Source organism: Tolypothrix campylonemoides VB511288_2 (genome assembly GCF_045999855.1).
Lineage (GTDB): Bacteria > Cyanobacteriota > Cyanobacteriia > Cyanobacteriales > Nostocaceae > Scytonema > Scytonema bouteillei_A.
Map to the genome: position 1 here is coordinate 347,210 of NZ_JBFPMW010000001.1, position 20,868 is coordinate 368,077.

Genomic DNA, 20,868 nt, shown 5'->3' on the forward strand with positions numbered 1-20,868 from the left:
GTGGTGAGAAAGGGTTTCTGCCGCTATATTTTTGTGTGAGGGGATGCGGTGAAAGGACAGATAATTTTCTATAGTTTCTTACCCAGTGTGACAGTAGCAGTGTTATCTACGCAAACTGTCTTAGCTGATACTGCAGAAGCCGCTGGAGTAAGGCATATTGCCTCACCGAGTGTCTTTTCTTCGATTTATGAAGACACTTCGGCTACAATTAACATCAATTCTCGATTAGCAACTGCTGTTAATAACAGTGTGGCAACTTCAGTGATGCCTTCTACTAACAATGCAGCAGGTATTATAAAGTCTGTAAGCGATCGCGCTGGAGTCGTAGTGACTGGAAAAACTGGTGTACCAGTACGACGAATAGCAGGAAAAATTCAAGGTGTACTGTTAGAATTTAAACCTACCATAAAGCAGATCGCTTTGATTAAAAAGATTCGTTCTGCTTCTGGTACACAAAAGCAAAGTAACCCAGTTATTATTCCAGACCAAGAACCACAACAGAGCACAGTTATGGCTGTTGTTCAAAACTCAAACCCTACTGGTTCGGTCTTGGAAAAAACATCAACTCCTGCCAAACAGCCCGTTACAGAGAAGAAAAACTCGGGTTCTCAGTTATTATCAAAACTTATAGAAACGCCTAAGACTGGGAAAGTTGTAGAAGTTGCACAAATGTTAGATCTAGTAGAATTTTGCCCGCAACCAGGAAAAGGTTCGGTTGGGCGTTCTGCTTCTTTACTTCTTAAATCTTCTACCTGTTCGCCAAATACTGCGGCTGTAAATCGTGTAGCTCAATCCGATTCGACTGCGACTCCTCCGGGCGAGTCAGTCAATGTCAAGCAAGATGCTTCTACAACAACCGCACCCGGTCAGGCAGTGGACGTAAGCCAAGATAATAACCCTACCACACCCAGTACACCAGCAATCTCAATTTCACAAGGCTTCATTAAAGTTCCCGATTATCTCAATCCCAGCCCAAATCCTTTGCAGTTTCCGACACGACCAGAGGAAGTCAGGATTCGAGGAACTCAGCCCATCACATTAAATGAAGCTATAGAATTAGCACGGCGTAACAACCGCACCTTACAAGAGGCTTTGCTCACCTTGGAACGAAACAGATTTGCTGTTAGAGAGCAGCAAGCTGCTTTGCTTCCTTCTGCAAGCTTGAACGCTAACATCACGCGCAGCGGACCTGGTTTTATAGACAGAGAACAATTATCAGATCTCCAAAGACAACTCGGTCAACAAGAGGCTAGCTCGAGTACCAGTTTTGGTGCAGGCGCACAAATACAATACGACCTCTACACTTCAGGAAGCCGACGAGCAAGCATCAGAGCAGCAGAGGAACAATTGCGTTCGGCTGAACTTGAGGTGGAAACGCAATCTGAGACAATTCGTCTTAATGTCACCACTCAATACTACGACCTGCAACAGGCAGATGAAAACGTGCGTATTGCTCAGTCTGCTGTGACCAACGCCCAAGCCAGTTTGCGAGACGCACAAGCTCTAGAACGGGCTGGTGTTAGTACTCGCTTTGATGTTTTGCGATCGCAGGTTAACCTTGCAAATGCCCAACAACAGCTCACAAATGCTCGCTCGCAGCAGAGGATTGCTCGCCGTCAGTTAGCACAAACATTGAGCTTAGCGCAGGCGCTTGATATCACTGCAGCAGACCCAGTAAAATTGGCTGGTCTGTGGAATATCCCATTAGACCAGACGATTGTGCAAGCTTTTCAAAACCGCCCCGAACTACAGCAGAGGTTAGCAGACCGCAATGCAGCCGAGCAACGACGTCGGTCGGCGCTCGCACAGCTAGGTCCTCAGTTTAGTGTGGTAGCTCAGTACAACACCGCAGACGAGTTTGACGACAGTCAAAGCATACAAGACAACTACTCGTTAGCCCTCAGAGCCAATTTAAATTTGTATGACGGAGGAGCCGCAAGAGCTAGAGCCAATCAGGAAAGAGTTAACATCCGTATTGCTGAAAATCAATTTGCCGATCAGCGCAATCAAATCCGTTTTGAAGTCGAACAGGCTTACTCAGATTTGCAAGCCAACCTAGAAAACGTTCAAACAGCCACTGCTGCTGTAGATCAATCGAGAGAAGCTCTTCGTCTAGCACGTTTGCGCTTCCAAGCAGGTGTAGGAACACAAACTGAAGTCATTGATGCTGAAAACGACTTAACTCGATCGGAAGGTCAGCGCGTAGAAGCTATTTTGGATTACAATCGTTCCCTGGCTCGCTTGCAGCGCTCGATTACTGCAAGAGCAAACAGATAGTGACCGACTCTCGGTATCCGAGTGTACCTCCTTCCCAGGCTCCGCCTGGGAAGGTCTTTTTAAGACACTCCGCTTTTTATACTCAGCAAAAGCTAGCGAAGCAACCCCAAATCAGAAAAAGGGACGCACGATGGGCAATATCTATTAACATTCGCGATCGATATTTCAAAAATTCAATAGAATTTTTTTAGACTACCAAGAAACCTGTTGAGAGTTAAAAATAATTCTGATGACACAAGTTACAGCAAAAGAAATTGCACAATTTCGCTCACAATTGGCAGAAGACCCCATAGCAATGGAATCACTAGATTTAATTGAGGACTGTGAGGGCGATTTAGAAGATGCTGCGATGACCTTAGCAATTCGCTCCGGACAAGAACCAGAAATCGCTAATTCCGAGTGGTTGGAAGATTTAGCCAAGAGATGGCGTTCTGTGATTTGTCAACAAGAGTTTCGAGACGACTTACTCAACGGCTCGATTGCGAGTATGCTAGAGCATCTCAAAACAATGCCAAGCTTTCCCAGCATGCTAGCAACACCTGTTCTCATGTACGTTTTCAAACAAGGTGTAAACAATTTTTGCGAGCCTCTTGACTTAGTGACTGAAGTCCCAACCAAAACCTAGAGAACGTTTCCACTGGTAAGCTGTTTATAAGAGTAAAAACTTTATAAAATCTCATTTAAGAGCATGAATTACCTTGTTGCTGTTTTAGCAGACCGCATCCAGGCAGAAGCTGCTTCTGTCGCTTTAGAAAAAGAGGACATAAAAGCTACAATTTTAGGGAAAGGATACAAAAGCGCTGATGAGTTTGGCTTAATCGATCCCAACGAGCAAGCCCAAAAGCAGGCAACGTTTATGGCATATTGGTTGGTACCGTTTGGTTTTTTCGCCGGTACTAGTTTTAGCGTTCTCACTGGTTTAGACACTTTTGCTTGGGCTGGTGCGATCGGCAATCATATCATTGGCGGGCTCTTAGGTGCTGTCGCTGGTGGTATGGGAAGTGTATTCGTGGGTGGAGGAGCTGGTTTAGTCTTTGGTAGCGGTGACGCTTTACCGTATCGCAACCGTCTAAATGCAGGAAAATACCTAATTGTTGTTCAAGGACCAGAAAATCTGATTCGTAAAGCAAATCGTATATTGCGTCCTTTTGAACCAGAAAATATTCAAGACTATGCAGATTCAACAATTCGTTAAATGGCTAATGGTTAATGGCTGATTGCTAATCTTCTATTAGCCATTAACCATTAGCTATTAGCCATTAGCCATTAGCAATTAACTGTAAATAATGTTACCAAGAGAAGAAATATTAAAAGGAATTGAAAACCGAGATAGCGTAGCTCGTGTTATTGACATAGCCGAACAAGCTATTAAGACTTGGGAAGTGGTATGTAGCGATTTTCTCTCACCACCAGAATTGGCTGAAGTTCAGCAGAGTTTTAGCCGTTTAACAGAAGTGCAGTTGGTGGCTTGGGGTGGATACCCACAAGCCGAACGCCAACGAGTCGCTATTGCTCGTGCGGAAATACCTCTAGAGCGATCGCAAGTCGCCGTAACTGCTTTAGACATAGCTGGAAATTTTCTCTTTGATACAGCTACTCATCGAGATTTCCTCGGCGCAATGCTGGGAACTGGAATTGTCCGTGAAAAAACGGGGGACATTATCGTACTGGGTGAACGTGGAGCACAAGCGATTGTGGTGCCGGAGTTGGTAGAATTTTTAGAGATGAACCTCAAGCAAGTGCGATCGGTTCCTGTAAAAGTTCAGCCTGTTGATATAGGGGAGTTGAAAGTCAGGGAACCGAAGAAGAAGGAATTAACAACAGTTGAAGCTTCTTTACGACTTGATGCGATCGCCTCTGCTGGTTTTGGTATGTCCCGCAGTAAGATGGTTGAGTTAATTGATGGTGGAGATGTCCGCGTCAATTGGAGAGACGTAACACAACCGAGTTCTCAAGTTAAGACAGGAGACTTAATTGCTATTCGCAGCAAGGGAAGACTGGAAGTTGGCGAAATTGCTGTCACCAAAAAAGATCGGTATCGAGTGCAATTGACGAGGTATATGTAAATTATGAATTATGAATTATAAATGCTGAAATTTTCATAATTCATAATTTTTAATTCTTAAACTGTTTTTCAAGGAAAAAAAGCAAAGTTTTACGGGGAACAAAGCGGGCTAATTTGCTGATAAAGTGAGTAGTAAAACCACCAATAACGACAGTAGAATAGCCCCTTTCTAAAGCTTTTAGAGATTCGCGTACTACCTCTTCTGAAGTTGACATCCCACTTGTTTTAGCTGCTAGGGTTTGGGGAAATTTAGCCTCCACAAAAAAATTGGTTTCAACAGGTCCCGGACAAACAACTAATACGCGCACGCCATAAGATTTATTTTCTGCCCAAAGTGCCTGACTGAAATTGAGAATAAACGCTTTGCTAGCTGAATAAACAGAAACATAAGGTATTGGTTGAAATGCTGACAAAGAGGAGACATTAATAATGCTTCCAGAACCACGCTGTCGCATTCCTTGTAAAAATCTATGAGTTAAATCAACTAATGCCAGGACATTTAATTGTAGTATTTTGAGGTGTCGTTCTCTGTCTCGTTTGGCAAAGTCACCATAATCCCCAAAACCTGCATTGTTGATTAACATATCAACTGTTAATCCCCTTTCAGTTACTGTATTAAAAACAATATCAGTTGAGCCATCTTTTGTAAGATCGGCAACAATAATATCTACTTGAATATTGTGTTTTTCTTGTAGGTATTTAGCTAATTGGTTCAGCTTTTCTTCCGAACGAGCAACTAAAACAAGATGTGTATTGCGTGCAGCTAATTCCTCTGCAAAAGCTTTACCAATACCACCAGAGGCACCAGTAATTAAAGCAGTAGACATCGTACCTATTCATATAATTATTTTCCCATTCCACAAATAGTAACAATGATTTGAAAAACTCGCCCCCACTTTAGGAAGTATCTCCATCTGTGTCATTTGATATGGGTGTGGGTATATTAATTATAGGTTAATGTTTATACTTTTGCTTTATGTCATTTTTTCAGCGTCTGCCCTTTAACAGTGTGCGTAAAAAATCGCAGAACGGCTCTGGAATCGACCCATCCCTAATAAGTCAACAGCCTGTAGTGCTAGGGAGTTCGGCACCGACGCCATCTCGACCCAAGAACCTCGCTGAAATAGAAAAAGAAATAGAGGAGCAAACACGCAATCACCGTATTTATCCTTATAACCGAGGTACTAAAAAAAAGGTCAGTCTATTTAGTAAAATCATCTGGACTGCAGTACTACTTGGAATTCCTACAGGTATGGGTGTAGTTTGGTTAGCAAACTTGCCTTATCCCATGATTCGCCGCCCGGTCGCACGAAATGCTCCTATCTTGTTGCTACCTAGCTATATCGATATGGATAATAATTATCGGCAAGCACTTGTGACAGTTGAACAAGCAGAACAATTGATTGAGAAAGCCAGCAGTCCATCCGACTTGGAATTGGGTGAGGCAAAAGTCAAACTAGCACAAAAACATCTTAATGCTTTACCGCTTTGGTTTCTCAATGATTTGTCAGAATACAACTATAGTTATTGGTGGTACAGTTCGAGATTTAGCATTTATGGCTTTAATTCAGCTCGTAGCAAGGTTGGGCAACTAGAAGCTAAAGTCTTTCAAGAAAAAAATGCTCAAGTATTGTTGACTGACAGCGAACAAGCGCTCAACAAAGCCAAACAGCAGTATCAACAAGCGTCAACATCAAGTGATAAAAAAACTGCGATCGCGTCCTGGAAATCAGCACTCGATACATTAGAGCAAATTCCCGGTCAAACCCTAGCAGGGAAAACAGCGCAAAAGAAACTTGAATCTTACGAGCGAGAGTTTAAAGAAGAAGTTGGACTGGCGGCTGGTAATGAGCGGATAAGCACTTTAATTGCAGCCGCACAGCAATTTTCTTGGCAAGCGGCAAAAGCCGGTCAAAATCCACCTCACACGGTGATTGCGTGGCAACAAATAGAACAGATGTGGCAACAGGCGATCTACCGACTCGAACAAGTTCCCACCCAAGACCTAGAAGGTTATGCTCAAGCTCAAAAATTACTAGCTAACTATCAAGCAAACTTATCAGAAATCCGCGTGAGGCGGCAAGCAGAGCAAGATTCCGTTTCCGCCCTAGAACAGGCAAAGCGTCAAATTCAAAATTTAATAGCTATAACTCCGACAAACCCCCAATTTGTGGATAAAAACCGCACCATCAGTGAAATACAGGGAATTATTAATTTGCTGCGAAAAGTACAACCGGGCACTACAGCTTATCTTGAAGCCCAACAGTTGTTGCTATCAGCAAATAATAAACTCGACCAGTTTCAGGCAAGGTAATTAATTCCATATTCCGCCCCGGTTCCAACGGCGGGCGGAATATGGAATTAATCCACAAATTAGACTTGCCAAGCGATGGCAACCCATGTTACACTCATAAAGTTGTAAAACGGACGTATAGCTCAGTTGGTTAGAGCGCTACGTTGACATCGTAGAGGTCACTGGTTCGAATCCAGTTACGTCCATTTCATTGCATTGCATACTTACCATTCTTTGGCACTACACATATCCTTAAAACGAAAAAACGGTTCGTAAAGTACCGCTAAAAATAGTTCCATTCGCATTTTGATTACTTGGATGAGTCACAACCTGAAGTAATGGTGTTACGCGAATGTTGTCATTCACTGGGATGTTGTAAAAGATTTCGTAATTGGTTTGCGTAGCATTACCAACATTACTTTCAATAAATGGTTGACCGACAGCAAGTCCCATTAATCCTCCCTTTGCAAACAAATCGGGGAATGCGATTCCAGCCACCCAGTAGTTAGGTTCAATATCTCCTAAGCTGGTATTAGGATAACTTGCATAGCCATAGCGACCAAATATACCCAATTGCTTGCTGAGGGCTAAGTCAAAGTTAACACCTACACCTTGGAAGCTACTACCGAATACTTTACCGCCACTATATTGCAAGCGAACACTCAACGCTTGACTCGGTGCGTATTCCAATTCCACAAAACCTTGATAGGGGTCGCCAAACAAACCGCCATCTGCACCACCTCCCGCTGTGGGGAACAAACGGATATTTTCAGGTGCGCCACCACCAATTAAGCGTTGGTTTTCTGATAGGTTATTTGTGGCGTCCCCAGCAACATATAATGCTCGTAATTTGACTGCTCCTCCCCCTGGATTCCAGTCAATGACAGCACCACCTCCTCCGGGTCTCGGCAGTAAAATAAAGTTATTTGTAAACGATTGAGTGGAAAAGTCCCTAAAACTAATGTTAGCGTAACGGTTTTTATCCACGAAATCAGGTGCAACCATCGCCGGACCAACAGTTACTTTTAAATCTTTAGTGGGAGCGAAGGTATAGTAAAGCCGCGCTAAACTGAATTGATTGTTTCGTCCTTGGATAGAATAATCAAGAACGCTACCAAAATTCGGTTCCAAAAAGCCTGTAGCGCTGTCGTTTGCACCATCGCTACCCGTAACTAAGCGAATTTTGAGTAAATCAGAACCTTGAAAACTGGTGTTAAAATCTAAACTAGCACGGTAAATGAAAGTGGGATTGGGGTCATCTTCGGCAATGACCGCACCCCTGGGCGCAATTATACGCTGACCATCAAATGCACCAGCATTTAATGCCATGATAATTTGACCTTGAAGTTTGGTGGTAGTAGAAAATTGATTGGTCTCTAACTCTGCGCTGCGTGCTTCTAAAACATCAACCCGTTTGCGTAAAGTCTCTAACTCGGTGGCAAATTCCTGGTGTAAACGCTGTAACGTTAGTAAATCATCCTGGCTGACAGCATCTTGTGTACCGTTGGCAATTAACTCGTTAATTCGGTCAAGAGCAACTCTCAAAGCTGCGGCGAACTCATACCGCGTTAACGTTCGATTCCCTCGGAATGTACCATCTGGGTAACCAGCTATTACCCCACTGTAACGCTCAAGCAAGGATTGTAGTGCTGAATACGCCCAATGCGTACTGTCCACATCCCTCAAACCACTAACAGGTGGATATAGACTTTGAGCATTTTCTTGATGAGTCGTTAAATGTGGTTGGGGAGTTTGGGCCAATGCAACCGCGTTTTGATTGAGAAAATGGAAGATAAGCGTTAGAGGTAGTAAGTTAATCGTTTTCACGGTTGATGAATACTGGAATGATAACAAAAGTACTGTCAATTAATTTACCAGTTAGAGCCTGTTTGGAAAATAGATTGCTATAACCTAAGAACAGAGTTTGTTCTCGTGCTTCATGAAATCGCCGTGCGGCTATCAATTCAGCAATAGCTAGATATGGGTGAAGGGGCGATAAGCTAGGTAAGGCTTGCGCTTTGCGATCGCAAACTGTTTCAGTCATCATACTGAAATCGACAACTCAAAATGATGATTTCAGTTTCAGTCACTTCATACACCAAACGATGCTCATCCGCGATCCGTCGCGACCAGTACCCCGCGCAGTTCGTGCTTTAGAGGTTCAGGTTTGCCAAGTCCGGTAAAAAATTTTAAGTCCTGTACGGTGGGCATTGCTTACCAATAGCTTTGCGTGGTGGATAATGCCCACCTTACGCGGATTTTAAAAATCAAATAGACTTTTCATAGTAACAAAGTCTGTTAATAGGATTGCAGGTATTTTATTTATAATGTGATTCGGGAAAGATCGGCGACAAGCCGGGTAAAGCTTGCGCCAAAGGCGATCGCAAATTTTAAAGAAACCTATGCTCAATCAAAAGAATCAAATACCTACCGAAACTTCAAATTTTTTCCAGAAACATACAATAGTATCATCAAGAATATTTCTATGGAGTGCATGGATAATCTATATTGGCTATCTGTTGCTCAGCGATTTACCCCCAGGCTTATCAGTACTGCACATTCAGCCTAAAACATTCCAAGAAGCATTAGATTTGAGCTTAAATTTCTGGTTTGTGATGCCACTTTTATCGCCAAGCACTGCCCCAGTCATCAACCCAGCATTAGAAGGATTATTTAATATTGTTATAACTTGGGGTTTATTATTTTGGGGTTTTCTTGTTGATGGTCGCAATCAACGCTTCCCCATGTTGCCATTTCTGATTGGTACTGCTTTACTGACAAATGTTTTTTATCTACCTTGGTTAGCAATACGACAACCCAACACCCAGCCTCCTAAAGATTCTCTCAACACCTTAGAAAAGATAGCAGAGAGTCGAGCCTTTCCTTTAGTTTTAACAGGTGTGGTTGTTGCTTCTCTTGCTTGGGCAATGCTAGCACGTCCTGAATTTGGTAATTTAACGGCGCGTTGGACTTCTCTTATAAAAATACTATCTACAGATCGACTGGCATATTCATTTTTAATAGATTTCGTTGTTTTCTGGATATTTCAGTCGTGGCTGGTACCGGATGACATGGCACGTCGCCACTGGCAAGATCCTACAATACTGTGGATAGTGCGTTTTGTACCTTTTGTAGGTCTTGTCGTTTTCTTACTTCGTCGCCCCTCACTACCTATTGATTCAGAAAATTAGCCAGGAATGGTATTAAGTTATTTCCTATATAAGTACCCACTAGGGCAAACGCCAAATCTTAATAGTTTTATCTGAACTTCCACTGACTAAAGTTTTGCCATCTGGGCTAATCGCTAAAGCCATAATCATATCTATATGCCCTTTGAGTGTATTTTCAACCTTGCCTGTTATTAAATCTCCTACTTTGATTGTATGGTCATAACTACTGGTAAAAAGAGTCTTACCATTCGGGCTAAATACTACACACGTAATGCCGTATTTGTGCCAATTTAAAGTATTTTTTAACTTACCCGTTCGCAATTCCCAAATTTTAATACTCTTGTCTGTACTCCCACTCACTAATGTCTTTCCATCTGGACTAAATGCAAGGGAATAAATCAAGTCAGTATGCCCGGTAAAGTTAGCTTTTAAGGATGGTGGGTTTAAATTCCAAATTTTGATGGTACTATCGTAACCTCCACTTGCTAAAGTCTTTCCATCTGGATTAAAAGCAACTCGCCATATGGCTTTATCGTGTTCGCCCAAACTATTTAAAGTCTTTTTAAACTCTCCGGTTTCTAAATCCCAAAGTTTAATAGTTTTATCTGAACTGGCACTGGCTAAAGTTTTTCCATCTGGTGAAATTACTACAGATTTTACAGTATCCTTATGCCCGGTAAGTGTTCTTTTTAAGCCTGGTGTTTGTAAATCCCAAATTTTGATAGTACCATCTACACTTCCGCTCACTAAAGTTTTGCCATCTGGTGCGATCGCAACAGAAACAACTCCACCTGTATGACCATTTAAGGAAGTTTTGATTCCCCCCGTTTGCAAATTCCAAATTTTGATACTTTTATCTCCACTACCACTTACCAGAGTTTGCCCATCTGGACTAATGGCAAGAGAACTCACCCAATCATTGTGTCCCTCTAGACTGTTAACAAGTGACAATTTTTCATAGGAAAGATTTGTGTTTAAAAGAATATTTGTGTTGGAAAAACGGGTTGTCATTTGCCACACCCCATATCCTGCAAAACCCATTAACAAAATTGCACCGGTCACTATTAAGGGTTGTGGAAATTTTTTTTGCTGTCTGAATTTATCTATAACTGAAGGTCGCGAAGGTTTTATGCGTTCCTCATTCGATCTAAGTACGGGACGCACTTCGCGATTGCTTGCCTCTGTTGGTGGGACTTGAATGGGAAGAGGTGAAGGTCGAGAATGATAAGTTGCCGTTGGTGGAGAGGATTCGGTTGGTATGGGTGAAGGTTGAGAGTAATAAGTTGCTGTAGGTGGTGGGGTTTCAGAAATAGGGATTTGATAATCTAAGTATAAATCTTGCAAAGCCGCATCTGCAGATTGATAGCGTTGCTGATGGTTTGCTTGCAACAGAGTATCTAAAATATGGGCTAATTCCTGACTTATAGGTTGACGCAAGTATTGCCGCCAATTGGTAACCCATCCAAAACCCTGTTGTTTCCACAGTTCCCAAGGTGCTATCCCTGTCAGCAAGTGAAAGCACGTTGCTCCCAAACTAAATAAATCGCTTGCCGGATATGCTTCCCCATCCTGCATTTGTTCGAGTGGGGCATAACCGAAGGAACCAATAGTTGTTCCCGGTTGAGTCATCACTGTCTCGGTTAACTGTTTGGAAGCACCAAAGTCAATAAGGAATATATCCCCCTGACTTCCTCTCATCAACGAGGGAGATTTGCGACGCAAAATATTTTGGGGTTTGATATCTCTGTGAATCACTTTATATTCATGGACTACAGCGAGGATATTGAGAATATTAGATAATAATTCTCGTAATTTTTCCTCGCTATATATTCCTTCCTGTTTCAACTCATCCAATAAATTCTCACCATCAATAAATTGCTGCACCAAATACAAGCGTTTATCTTCTTCAAAATATGCAAACAATGTAGGAATTTGTGGATGTTCTCCTAACTGTTGCAGTCGCATGGCTTCTTGTTCAAAAAGTTCTGTTGCCTTCTGAATGGCACCCGTTCCCTGCGCTTGAGGTGCAAATTGCTTGATAACACATTTTTCGTTCAGTTTATCAGTGTCAAGTGCCAAGTATGTTTTACCAAAGCCACCGCCACCCAATGATTGAATCGGACGATAGCGATTTCTCAACACTATTAAAGGAGTTCCGCATTTGGGGCAAAATTGCGTACCTTCAGAACAGGGTGGATTGTGACACGAGGAATTAAGGCAACATATCATGGGATATGCATCTATCAAAGGATAGGTTAATTATTACTCAATACTACAGAATTGTCTTGTATGAGTATAAAATTTTGCATGAGGCTAACTGCACCGCCAATTTAAGGTCAGTCCAGATGCTTGGTCTTGAATTGCCTTTTAAATTAGTTACGAGCAACGGACAATGCCCATTGCTCCATTCCCCAGTTTCCATTGTCTACTTAACAGCGCGAGTAAAAGCAAGATGAGGTTGTGCCTTTTGCATTTTTGGCATTAACCACGCAAGACCTTCACTAGTACCAATCCACAATTTATTGCCAATATCAGGAGCAATGCTGAGAACGCGGCTAGAGGGAAGACCGGGAATTTCATCTAACAGTCCTCCAGTATATGGGTTTAATCGTAGCAAACCGTTATTGGTGCCAACCCAAACACTTCCATCTTTAGAAAAACGCACGGCAGTCACGTTACGTCCGCGCAAGCGTGCCACAGACCTCAACACCATACCAGTTTTTGGGTTAATAACTAACAAATTGTTTGGCATTCCAGCCCAAATCAATCCTTCCGGGCTAATAGCTAGAGCTTGTACTGTTGTGCCTGGTAAATTATTAATCCGCTTCATGATGTAAGCGTTGGCAGTATTGACCCGTACCACACCATCAAGCGTACCGACCCAAAGTTGACCTTCTGCATCTAAAGTCATAGCATTGCCGCTAACTCCAGGTAGGTTCTTTAAGGTGGTCATGATTAAGCCTTGATCGGGACTGACTAGAGCTAAACCAGTATCCGTTCCAGTCCACAAGTAGCCGCGCTTGTCAACTAATAAAGATAGCACGCGCTTGGAAGGCAAAAATAAATTCTGTCCTGTAATTTCACCACTGCGAATGTCAACTCGCTGCAAACCTTCATAGGTTCCTACCCACAAACGCCCGACTTTATCTTGAGCGATCGCACCAATTGTGACATTTGGTAAATTTACCCGAGTTAAAATCTTTCCGGTGTTCGGGTCAATGCGCGACAATCCCCGCCAAGAACCTACCCAGAGGTTACCCGTGATATCTTGTTGTAAAGCATTGATACGATAATCGGTATCCTGCAAACGTTCTTGCAGTTGCCGTTCATCTGGTAATGGATCTTGTCTTGGTGGTGGTGCAGAAGGTGGGTAAGCGGGAGTTAATTCAGATGGATCTACGTTCAGAATTTTTTGAGCTAAGAGATTTTGACTATCGGTTTTACGGACGGTTGCTGGAATTGCCACAGCTACATGAGTCATGTTTGGCAATGCTACAAACCCTAAAAGGATAGAACTGATAAATAAACGAGTACGCTTGCAAAGAAACACCACGGTTACACTTCCTTTAAAACAGTTTCCTCAAGGGAGTGAGAATTAAGGATAAGGGGGAAACAGGGGAGAAAAGTTTACCTTATCCCTCTTGTCTACCTTGTCCTCTACTTCGTACAGACGGACGCTCGCCGTACCCCTACTTCCCACTCCCTTCCTTTGAATAAGCTTTGGGTTAAACTCAGTGTTCCCACAGGTGGTATTTTTTTTAACTTTAAACTAGATTCTTTTTTAAAATTGACCGACGACCGATAACGAATGATTTACCAATCTTCTCGACTGATACCGTAGATCGCCGCTTCACTTCCAAAGATTTCTGTTGTTCCTTCAAGTTTTTCCCCTAACTTTTGGGCCACTCTTATAGATGCCAGGTTTTGCGGACGAATCAAACTTATGACATGAGATTGCTGTAGTACGTTGAAAGCATAATCCATAGCTGCTGTTGCACCTTCTGTGGCAAAACCACGTCCCCAGTAATGCCTTCGCAATGTCCAACCAATCTCAAATCCCGGCCAACCTTCTGGTTTCCAGCAACCAAGCCGACCAATCATTTCACCACTTTGGCGTTCTTCAACAGCCCACATTCCATACTGACGGAGTTCCCAGTGACCGAGCATTGTTGCCATGTTGCGCCATGACTCCCATCGAGACAAAGGTTTTCCAGTACCGATGTAGCGCATAACTTCTGGGTCATTACACATTTCGGCATAAGCATCAAGATCGTCTTCACGAAATCCGCGTAAGAGAAGACGCTGAGTTTCAATTTGAGGAATATGCATTTTACACCAAGTTGTACACGTTCAAAGTCAATAAATGCAAGTCATCAGCCAGCAATTTTTAGCTAACTGTTGGTAGTGAGAAAGCTTACCCGTGCCAAGCCATCATTTACCTTTTCTGGCTGCGGTTTACAACCATTGGAGGTACTTTGTAAAGTATTCTTAACAAAATGTTGAAATAAATATTTAATAACAAATTTAAATGAAAAAGTTAAAAATATTCAAAGAATAACTTATTGATTTCTTGATATATTGTGAGACAAGTTACAGATCACGTGACGTGCAAGATCGATCTTTCACTCACCACAGCTTGGGATTTCTGTCAATAAGTTGTTGCAGGAAAAGCGAGACTCTCTGTAAGAGGTAACTCCTGACACATAGTTTCTCCTAATTTCTCCTTGACTAGCAGGGAGGCATTAGGGGTGGGAGAAAGTTGCACGTGACGTGATTTGTGGGTAAAAAGAGTGACTTCTTGGAAGGGAAAGTATGTCTTACGCTCAAACGAAGACTCAGTCGAAATCAGGCTATCAAGCTGGGGTAAAAGATTACAGATTAACATATTACACCCCTGATTACACACCAAAAGATACAGACATTTTAGCGGCGTTCCGCGTAACACCCCAGCCTGGAGTTCCATTTGAAGAGGCAGGCGCTGCTGTTGCTGCTGAGTCTTCCACTGGTACCTGGACAACCGTGTGGACAGATTTGTTAACCGACCTGGATCGTTACAAAGGTCGTTGTTACGATATCGAACCAGTTCGCGGTGAAGACAATCAATTTATTGCCTACATTGCTTATCCTCTGGACTTGTTTGAAGAAGGTTCTGTAACCAATATGTTTACCTCGATTGTAGGTAACGTATTTGGTTTTAAAGCTCTCAAAGCACTTCGTCTAGAAGATTTACGGATCCCAGTTGCTTATCTGAAGACATTCCAAGGACCTCCTCACGGTATCCAGGTAGAGCGTGACAAACTGAACAAGTACGGTCGTCCTCTGTTGGGTTGTACCATTAAGCCCAAATTGGGTCTGTCTGCTAAGAACTACGGACGCGCTGTATATGAGTGCTTGCGCGGTGGTTTGGACTTTACAAAAGATGACGAAAACATTAACTCCGCACCATTCCAACGCTGGCGCGATCGCTTCTTGTTTGTAGCGGATGCTATTGCCAAGTCACAAGCAGAAACTGGTGAAATCAAAGGTCACTACCTCAACGTTACTGCTCCAACCTGCGAAGAAATGCTGAAGCGGGCTGAGTTTGCTAAAGAACTCAAGATGCCTATCATCATGCACGACTACCTAACAGCAGGTTTCACCGCCAACACCACATTGGCTCGCTGGTGTCGTGACAACGGTTTGTTGCTCCACATTCACCGCGCTATGCACGCGGTAATCGACCGTCAAAAGAACCACGGTATCCACTTCCGTGTTTTGGCTAAAGCACTGCGTATGTCTGGTGGTGACCACATCCATACCGGAACCGTAGTAGGTAAGTTAGAAGGCGATCGCGCAATCACAATGGGATTTGTTGACTTGTTGCGTGAAAACTACGTCGAGCAAGACAAGTCTCGCGGTATCTACTTTACCCAAGACTGGGCTTCCATGCCCGGAGTTATGGCAGTTGCTTCTGGTGGTATCCACGTATGGCACATGCCGGCGCTGGTAGAAATCTTTGGTGATGACTCCGTACTGCAGTTTGGTGGTGGAACCCTAGGACACCCATGGGGTAATGCACCTGGTGCTACTGCTAACCGTGTTGCTCTCGAAGCATGTATCCAAGCTCGTAACGAAGGTCGCAACTTGGCTCGCGAAGGTAACGACGTTATCCGCGAAGCAGCTAAGTGGTCTCCTGAATTGGCAGCTGCTTGCGAACTGTGGAAGGAAATTAAGTTCGAGTTTGAAGCAGTTGATACCGTCTGATAAAGGATAAAAGGTAAAGGATAAAGAATGAAGGATAAAAATCTTAAAACAATGATTTCATCCTTCATAACTTTACACTTCATCCTTTAAAGGGGGCTGGGGTCAAGCATGAACATCAAGCAAATTGCGAAAGACACAGCCAAGACGCTGCAAAGCTACCTGACTTATCAGGCGTTGAGGACGGTGTTAGCTCAACTTAGCGAAACAAATCCTCCCTTGGCACTTTGGTTACAACGCTTCTCAGCCGACAAAATTCAAGATGGAGAAGCATACCTTCGGGAGCTTTTCAAAGAAAAGCCAGACTTGGCCTTGCGAATCATGATTGTCAGAGAGCACATTGCAGAAGAAATAACTGAATTCTTACCGGAAATGGTTCGTACTGGCATTCAGCAAGCCAATATGGAACACCGTCGCCAGCATCTTGAACGGCTCACGCAAATCAGCGATTCAACTCCCAGCCCAGAGCAAGAGAATGGTTGATCGTTAGTGGTTAGTAGCTGATAGTTCGTAGGAAAACTACTAACCACTAACCGCCTATAAGCAACAACTACCCATCATTATTAAGATATGCAAACCTTACCAAAAGAGCGTCGTTACGAAACCCTTTCTTATCTGCCTCCCCTTACTGATGCTCAAATTAGCAGACAGGTTCAGTACATTCTCGAGCAGGGTTACATCCCCGCGATCGAGTTCAACGAAACATCTGAGCCAACTGTATATTATTGGACACTGTGGAAGTTACCTTTGTTTGGTGCTAGAAGCACTCAAGAAGTTCTGAACGAAGTGCAGTCTTGCCGTTCTCAGTACAGCAACTGCTATATCCGTGTTGTTGGTTTTGACAACATCAAGCAGTGCCAAGTTCTTAGCTTTATCGTTCACAAGCCCAGTCAGAGCAGATACTAAGGCTGCTTAGTTGGCAATAATTGTGAAAAAGCTGTAAGTCTCTAATTTATCCCCAAATGGAAGAGGTAGAAAATTCTACCTCTGTTTTTTATGCACCGCGCCAAATTTTAACAGTCTTATTACCGCATCCACTAACCAAAGTATGACCATCTGGACTGAAAGCTAAGGAAGTCACCGAGTATGTATGTCCTGTAAGAGTACAAAGTTCATTCCCAGTCGTTATTTCCCATAATTTAATAGTTTTGTCCCAACTCCCACTCGCTATTGTTTGCCCGTTGGGGCTAAATGTTACGAATCTAACTGGTTCCGTATGACCCGTGCAACAAAAAATTTCTTCTCCTGTTGTTACTCGCCACAGCTTTATAGTTTTGTTACTATCGCCACTTAGTATTGTTTGCCCATCTGGGCCGATCGCAACAGAATTAACCGAGCGAGACGAATAAATATTCTCGTGATTCCCTGTCAACGTGTATATTTCCCTTCCCTCCCAAATCTGCCACAGCTTGATAGTGTTGTCAGCGCTTCCACTGACTAGCATTCGCCCGTTGGGGCTAAAAGCAAGGGAATATACCGAATGGGTATGTCCTTTGAAAGTAAGAATTTCTTCTCCCGTACTGACTTTCCATAGTTTGATAGTTGTGTCTCGACTCCCACTAGCGATGGTTTGCCCATCGGGGCTAATGGCAATGGACTGAACCCAATTTTTATGTCCTTGGAAAGTACGAATTTCTGGCCCAGTACTTAAGTGCCATTGCTTAATTGTTTTATCATGGCTACCACTAAATAGGGTTTGTCCATCCGGACTGAAAGCAAGGGAACGAACGTAACTTGTATGACCATTGAGAGTACCAATTTTCTCACCTGTATCTAACTGCCACAGATTGATAAGTCCAAGCTTGCTTCCAGTAGTGGCAAGAATCTTGCCATCGGTACTGATAGCAACGGAATAAACTTGGTGAGTATGATCTCGGAGAGTATAGATACACTTAAAGAATGGATAGGGATTGAATTTTCCAAGCGCCTGCAAAACTTCTGGTTCTGTCCGTTGCCTCAGTAGCAAATATGCTGTTCTTTGTACCTGTTTTGATTCGTCCTTCAAAGCCTGAATCACTAAGTGTAATCCTTCTTGCCCGCAGGTCATAGCTTCTTGTAGGGCAGCAGTTTTTACCTCAACAGCTCCACTCACCAGACGTTGTTTAACTCCAAGCAAACCTCCCAAAACAACACCATTTATAGGCAATGGGTTGTTGCCACCAAGAACTGCATCGTAGTTTTTCGGTTCATGGGAAGGTTCTTTCATATACAGGCGAGCGATCGCTTTTCTTGAAAAAGTTTGAAAAGATGCTTGTTACTCACCATAGTGACCGCCTGTCACTTTACCTCGAAAAATGATGTACTGATAAATGTTGTAAAACAACATCACCGGAATTAGAGCACCAATAAAGATAATCATGAAGACTAGAGCACTGGGGTCTGCTGCGGCTTCATAGATAGTAATTTCCGTTGGGATGATATATGGGAAAACAACTAATGCTAACCCAACAAACGTTAGTACAAAAAGGAGAATTGTCCACACAAAAGGTGCTCTTTCTTCTTTATTGTTCAAACTTTTTAACAAAAGCCCAATCAAGAGAACTCCAAGAATGGGAATGACAGCAAAGACATACAACAGAGGTGGGTCAAATAATTTGGCTCTAGCGCTTTCATAGAATATAGGAGTTGTAATCGTAATTAAAATGGCTCCAATCAGAGTTGTCCAAGCAGCAATCTTCGCAGTTCTGTAGTGGTGTTCTTGCAACTCACCCTCGGTTTTCCACACAAGATAGGTTGAGCCAATTAGAACGTAACCTTGAATTAATGTTAAGGCAACAAGCACTGACTGCCAACTCAGCCAATCCCAAGTTGTTCCAATAAAGTGTCCTGCTTTATCAACCTCAATCCCTTTCAGTACCGCGCCAAGAGCAAACCCTTGACCGAGTGATGCAGCAAAACTTCCTGCACCAAAAGCAAAATTCCAAAAGAATTTGCGTTGAGCTTGTTCGCGAAACTCAAAAGCGACAGCACGAAACACAAATCCAAATACCATTATAAATATGGGAATGTATAGCGCATTTAAAATCGTGCCATAAGCAAGAGGAAATGCACCAAACAAACCGCCGCCCATCAGCACCAACCAAGTTTCGTTAGCATCCCAAACATTGCTTAAGCTAGTCATTAAAATGCCACGGCGTTCTTCATTAGAAGCTGTCAGAGATAGAATTCCTACTCCTAGGTCAAATCCGTCTAGCATAACGTAGAGAAACAGAAAGAGAGCAAGAATCCCAAACCAAACCTGCGGTAAGAAATACGTTAGCGTTCCCATATTCTGAATGATGAATTATGAATGATGAATTATGAATGATTTACTGCTGTGCTTCAACAGGACGTTCATCTGGTACAAACTGTCCGGGAGTTGTGTCTATTGCGGGTTGAGTTTCATCACCTGGTATGGGTAAGTCTAAACTTGGTCCCTTGCGGATAATACGACTGCCAAAGTATAGTGTCGCAACGAATAAAAGAGCATAAGTTGCTGTGAATAAAGTTAAAGACGTTAGAACGTTGCTAGCTGGTATATGAGAAGCAGAATCTCTCGTGCGAAGCAGCCCGTATACCGACCAAGGTTGTCTCCCAACACAACGCACAATCCAACCAGAGTCTACAGCAACATAACCCAAAGGAGCAGTCAAAATCCAAGCTCGCATCAACCATTTTTGCCGAGTAATGTTGTCGTCTTTGAGCTTTCCAGTTATCCACTGCAAGATACTCCATAACATCACTCCCGCCATGAAAAAACCAATGGCGCTCATGATGCGGAAAGAATAGTAAATTAAACCCACTAAATGCGGTCTATCTTCGGGTTTCCATTCCTTCAACCCACGAACGGGTGCAGATAGGTTTTTTTTGAATTCCAGAATGTAACCCAGTGCATTGGGAACTGCAATTTCCCAATCATTTTTTTCTGTCTTCTCGTTAGGTATTGCTACGAGACTCCAGTTTGCAGGTTGTCCCGCAGGAACTGTCTCCCACTGAGCTTCCATTGCTGCTAATTTGGAGGGTTGGAGAAAATACACTTGTTCCGCACTCAAATGCCCAACATAGATTTGCAATGGTGCGATCGCCATTGCTGCTGCGATCGCAATTTTTAGAGACTTAGCAAAGAAAGCTGGTTGACGATTGTTGAGGATGTACCACGCACTAATACCACCAATGACAAACAATGAAGTCTCCAGCGTAGCCAGGAACATGTGGAGAACGCTAGTTGGCATGGATGGGCTAAACATTGCCTGAAAATAATCGTCTACCACAAATTTGCCATTAACCATCCTCCCACCCGCAGGAGATGCCATCCAGGAATTTGCCGTTAAAATCCAGAAAGTTGATAAGTTTGCGCCAATGGCAACCAGAATGGTGGAAAGATAGTGAATTGTGGGATTGACTCGTTCCCAGCCAAACACCATGATGCCTAAAAAAGCAGCTTCCAGCATAAATGCCCAAGATGCTTCAAACCCAATGACGCTACCAAAAAAGTTACCAACTGCTTCCGAAAATGGTGCCCAGTTTGTTCCAAACTGAAATTCCATTGGAATGCCAGTTGCTACCCCAATCCCAAAATTAAGAATATAAAGCTTTGACCAAAAGCGGGCGTGGTAATAGTAGTCGGAATTGCGAGTTTTCAACCACACGCCTTCAACAATAACCAGATAGATAGCCATACCTGTCGTTAAGACAGGCCAGAGCATATGGAATAACGCTGTCAGCGCAAATTGCATACGCGATAACACTACAGTATCAGACAAAAACTCCACGATCGCGCTCCTTTAACCAAAACTTCGCCTTATCTATATCTTTAAGCAAAATTACTGAGCGTAAATTTGTAC

18 protein-coding genes, 1 tRNA gene and 1 pseudogene are annotated in these 20,868 nt (G+C 43.0%); 10 read left to right on the forward strand and 10 right to left on the reverse strand.

Translation table 11 applies throughout. From position 1 onward, the window contains the following. Window positions 1–48: 48 nt before the first annotated feature. From AB0756_RS01465 to AB0756_RS01480, 4 genes are all read left to right on the forward strand, one after another. A complete protein-coding gene (locus AB0756_RS01465) occupies window positions 49–2,277 on the forward strand; it encodes a TolC family protein (RefSeq protein WP_038081054.1) in 2,229 nt (742 codons plus the stop codon). 229 nt (window positions 2,278–2,506) lie between these two features. Beyond that, on the forward strand, window positions 2,507–2,902 hold the full coding sequence (locus AB0756_RS01470) for a hypothetical protein (RefSeq protein WP_038081056.1): 396 nt from the start codon (window positions 2,507–2,509) through the stop codon (window positions 2,900–2,902). A gap of 63 nt (window positions 2,903–2,965) precedes the next feature. Continuing rightward, window positions 2,966–3,472, forward strand: a complete 507-nt coding sequence (locus AB0756_RS01475; RefSeq protein ID WP_038081057.1) for a hypothetical protein — start codon at window positions 2,966–2,968, stop codon at window positions 3,470–3,472. Between the two features lie 91 nt (window positions 3,473–3,563). Next, entirely contained in the window at window positions 3,564–4,343 is a 780-nt protein-coding gene (locus AB0756_RS01480; RefSeq protein ID WP_038079469.1) for a photosystem II S4 domain protein, read from the forward strand. A gap of 49 nt (window positions 4,344–4,392) precedes the next feature. On the opposite strand, the gene AB0756_RS01485 is transcribed toward AB0756_RS01480, so the two are convergent. Then, a complete protein-coding gene (locus AB0756_RS01485) occupies window positions 4,393–5,169 on the reverse strand; it encodes an SDR family NAD(P)-dependent oxidoreductase (RefSeq protein ID WP_050045538.1) in 777 nt (258 codons plus the stop codon). A gap of 149 nt (window positions 5,170–5,318) precedes the next feature. On the opposite strand from AB0756_RS01485, the gene AB0756_RS01490 reads away from it, so the two are divergent. Both AB0756_RS01490 and AB0756_RS01495 read left to right on the forward strand, forming a co-directional pair. After that, complete coding sequence (locus AB0756_RS01490; RefSeq protein ID WP_038079470.1) at window positions 5,319–6,656, forward strand: hypothetical protein; 1,338 nt, start codon at window positions 5,319–5,321, stop codon at window positions 6,654–6,656. Between the two features lie 111 nt (window positions 6,657–6,767). Next, window positions 6,768–6,841: transfer RNA gene (locus AB0756_RS01495), tRNA-Val, on the forward strand. Between the two features lie 46 nt (window positions 6,842–6,887). Here the strand turns inward: AB0756_RS01495 and AB0756_RS01500 are convergent. From AB0756_RS01500 to AB0756_RS01510, 3 genes and pseudogenes are all read right to left on the reverse strand, one after another. Further along, complete coding sequence (locus AB0756_RS01500; protein ID WP_237266030.1) at window positions 6,888–8,462, reverse strand: iron uptake porin; 1,575 nt, start codon at window positions 8,460–8,462, stop codon at window positions 6,888–6,890. Further along, on the reverse strand, window positions 8,449–8,682 hold the full coding sequence (locus AB0756_RS01505) for a hypothetical protein (RefSeq protein WP_137986208.1): 234 nt from the start codon (window positions 8,680–8,682) through the stop codon (window positions 8,449–8,451). The genes AB0756_RS01500 and AB0756_RS01505 overlap by 14 nt, the downstream gene beginning before the upstream one ends. Then, a pseudogene (locus AB0756_RS01510) lies at window positions 8,672–8,819 on the reverse strand (Txe/YoeB family addiction module toxin); the annotation flags it as partial. The pseudogene AB0756_RS01510 and the gene AB0756_RS01505, both read right to left, overlap by 11 nt. Before the next feature lie 218 nt (window positions 8,820–9,037). On the opposite strand from AB0756_RS01510, the gene AB0756_RS01515 reads away from it, so the two are divergent. Then, entirely contained in the window at window positions 9,038–9,826 is a 789-nt protein-coding gene (locus AB0756_RS01515; protein ID WP_038079474.1) for a hypothetical protein, read from the forward strand. 39 nt (window positions 9,827–9,865) lie between these two features. Here AB0756_RS01515 and AB0756_RS01520 read toward each other — a convergent pair whose 3' ends face one another. From AB0756_RS01520 to AB0756_RS01530, 3 genes are all read right to left on the reverse strand, one after another. Next, window positions 9,866–12,034 (reverse strand): serine/threonine-protein kinase, encoded by a 2,169-nt coding sequence (locus AB0756_RS01520; protein ID WP_167844831.1) that lies wholly within the window; start codon window positions 12,032–12,034, stop codon window positions 9,866–9,868. 196 nt (window positions 12,035–12,230) lie between these two features. After that, complete coding sequence (locus AB0756_RS01525) at window positions 12,231–13,358, reverse strand: ligand-binding sensor domain-containing protein (RefSeq protein WP_038079484.1); 1,128 nt, start codon at window positions 13,356–13,358, stop codon at window positions 12,231–12,233. 260 nt (window positions 13,359–13,618) lie between these two features. After that, complete coding sequence (locus tag AB0756_RS01530) at window positions 13,619–14,134, reverse strand: GNAT family N-acetyltransferase (RefSeq protein ID WP_038079485.1); 516 nt, start codon at window positions 14,132–14,134, stop codon at window positions 13,619–13,621. 483 nt (window positions 14,135–14,617) lie between these two features. On the opposite strand from AB0756_RS01530, the gene AB0756_RS01535 reads away from it, so the two are divergent. The 3 genes from AB0756_RS01535 (at window position 14,618) to AB0756_RS01545 (ending at window position 16,951) form a co-directional block, all read left to right on the forward strand. Continuing rightward, a complete protein-coding gene (locus AB0756_RS01535) occupies window positions 14,618–16,048 on the forward strand; it encodes a form I ribulose bisphosphate carboxylase large subunit (protein ID WP_038079486.1) in 1,431 nt (476 codons plus the stop codon). Window positions 16,049–16,156: 108 nt separating this feature from the next. Beyond that, window positions 16,157–16,528: a RuBisCO chaperone RbcX gene (gene rcbX, locus AB0756_RS01540; RefSeq protein WP_038079488.1), complete on the forward strand. Its 372-nt coding sequence runs from the start codon at window positions 16,157–16,159 to the stop codon at window positions 16,526–16,528. 87 nt (window positions 16,529–16,615) lie between these two features. Next, window positions 16,616–16,951: a ribulose bisphosphate carboxylase small subunit gene (locus AB0756_RS01545; protein ID WP_038079494.1), complete on the forward strand. Its 336-nt coding sequence runs from the start codon at window positions 16,616–16,618 to the stop codon at window positions 16,949–16,951. 88 nt (window positions 16,952–17,039) lie between these two features. On the opposite strand, the gene AB0756_RS01550 is transcribed toward AB0756_RS01545, so the two are convergent. Genes AB0756_RS01550 through AB0756_RS01560 form a run of 3 tightly spaced genes read right to left on the reverse strand, consistent with a single transcriptional unit; the run spans window position 17,040 to window position 20,796 of the window. Continuing rightward, window positions 17,040–18,251, reverse strand: coding sequence for a WD40 repeat domain-containing protein (locus AB0756_RS01550; RefSeq protein ID WP_038079502.1), 1,212 nt, complete (start codon window positions 18,249–18,251; stop codon window positions 17,040–17,042). Window positions 18,252–18,299: 48 nt separating this feature from the next. Then, window positions 18,300–19,313, reverse strand: a complete 1,014-nt coding sequence (gene cydB, locus AB0756_RS01555) for a cytochrome d ubiquinol oxidase subunit II (RefSeq protein ID WP_038079504.1) — start codon at window positions 19,311–19,313, stop codon at window positions 18,300–18,302. A 40-nt stretch (window positions 19,314–19,353) separates the two neighbouring features. Next, window positions 19,354–20,796, reverse strand: a complete 1,443-nt coding sequence (locus AB0756_RS01560; RefSeq protein WP_038079506.1) for a cytochrome ubiquinol oxidase subunit I — start codon at window positions 20,794–20,796, stop codon at window positions 19,354–19,356. Between the last annotated feature and the right edge of the window lie 72 nt (window positions 20,797–20,868).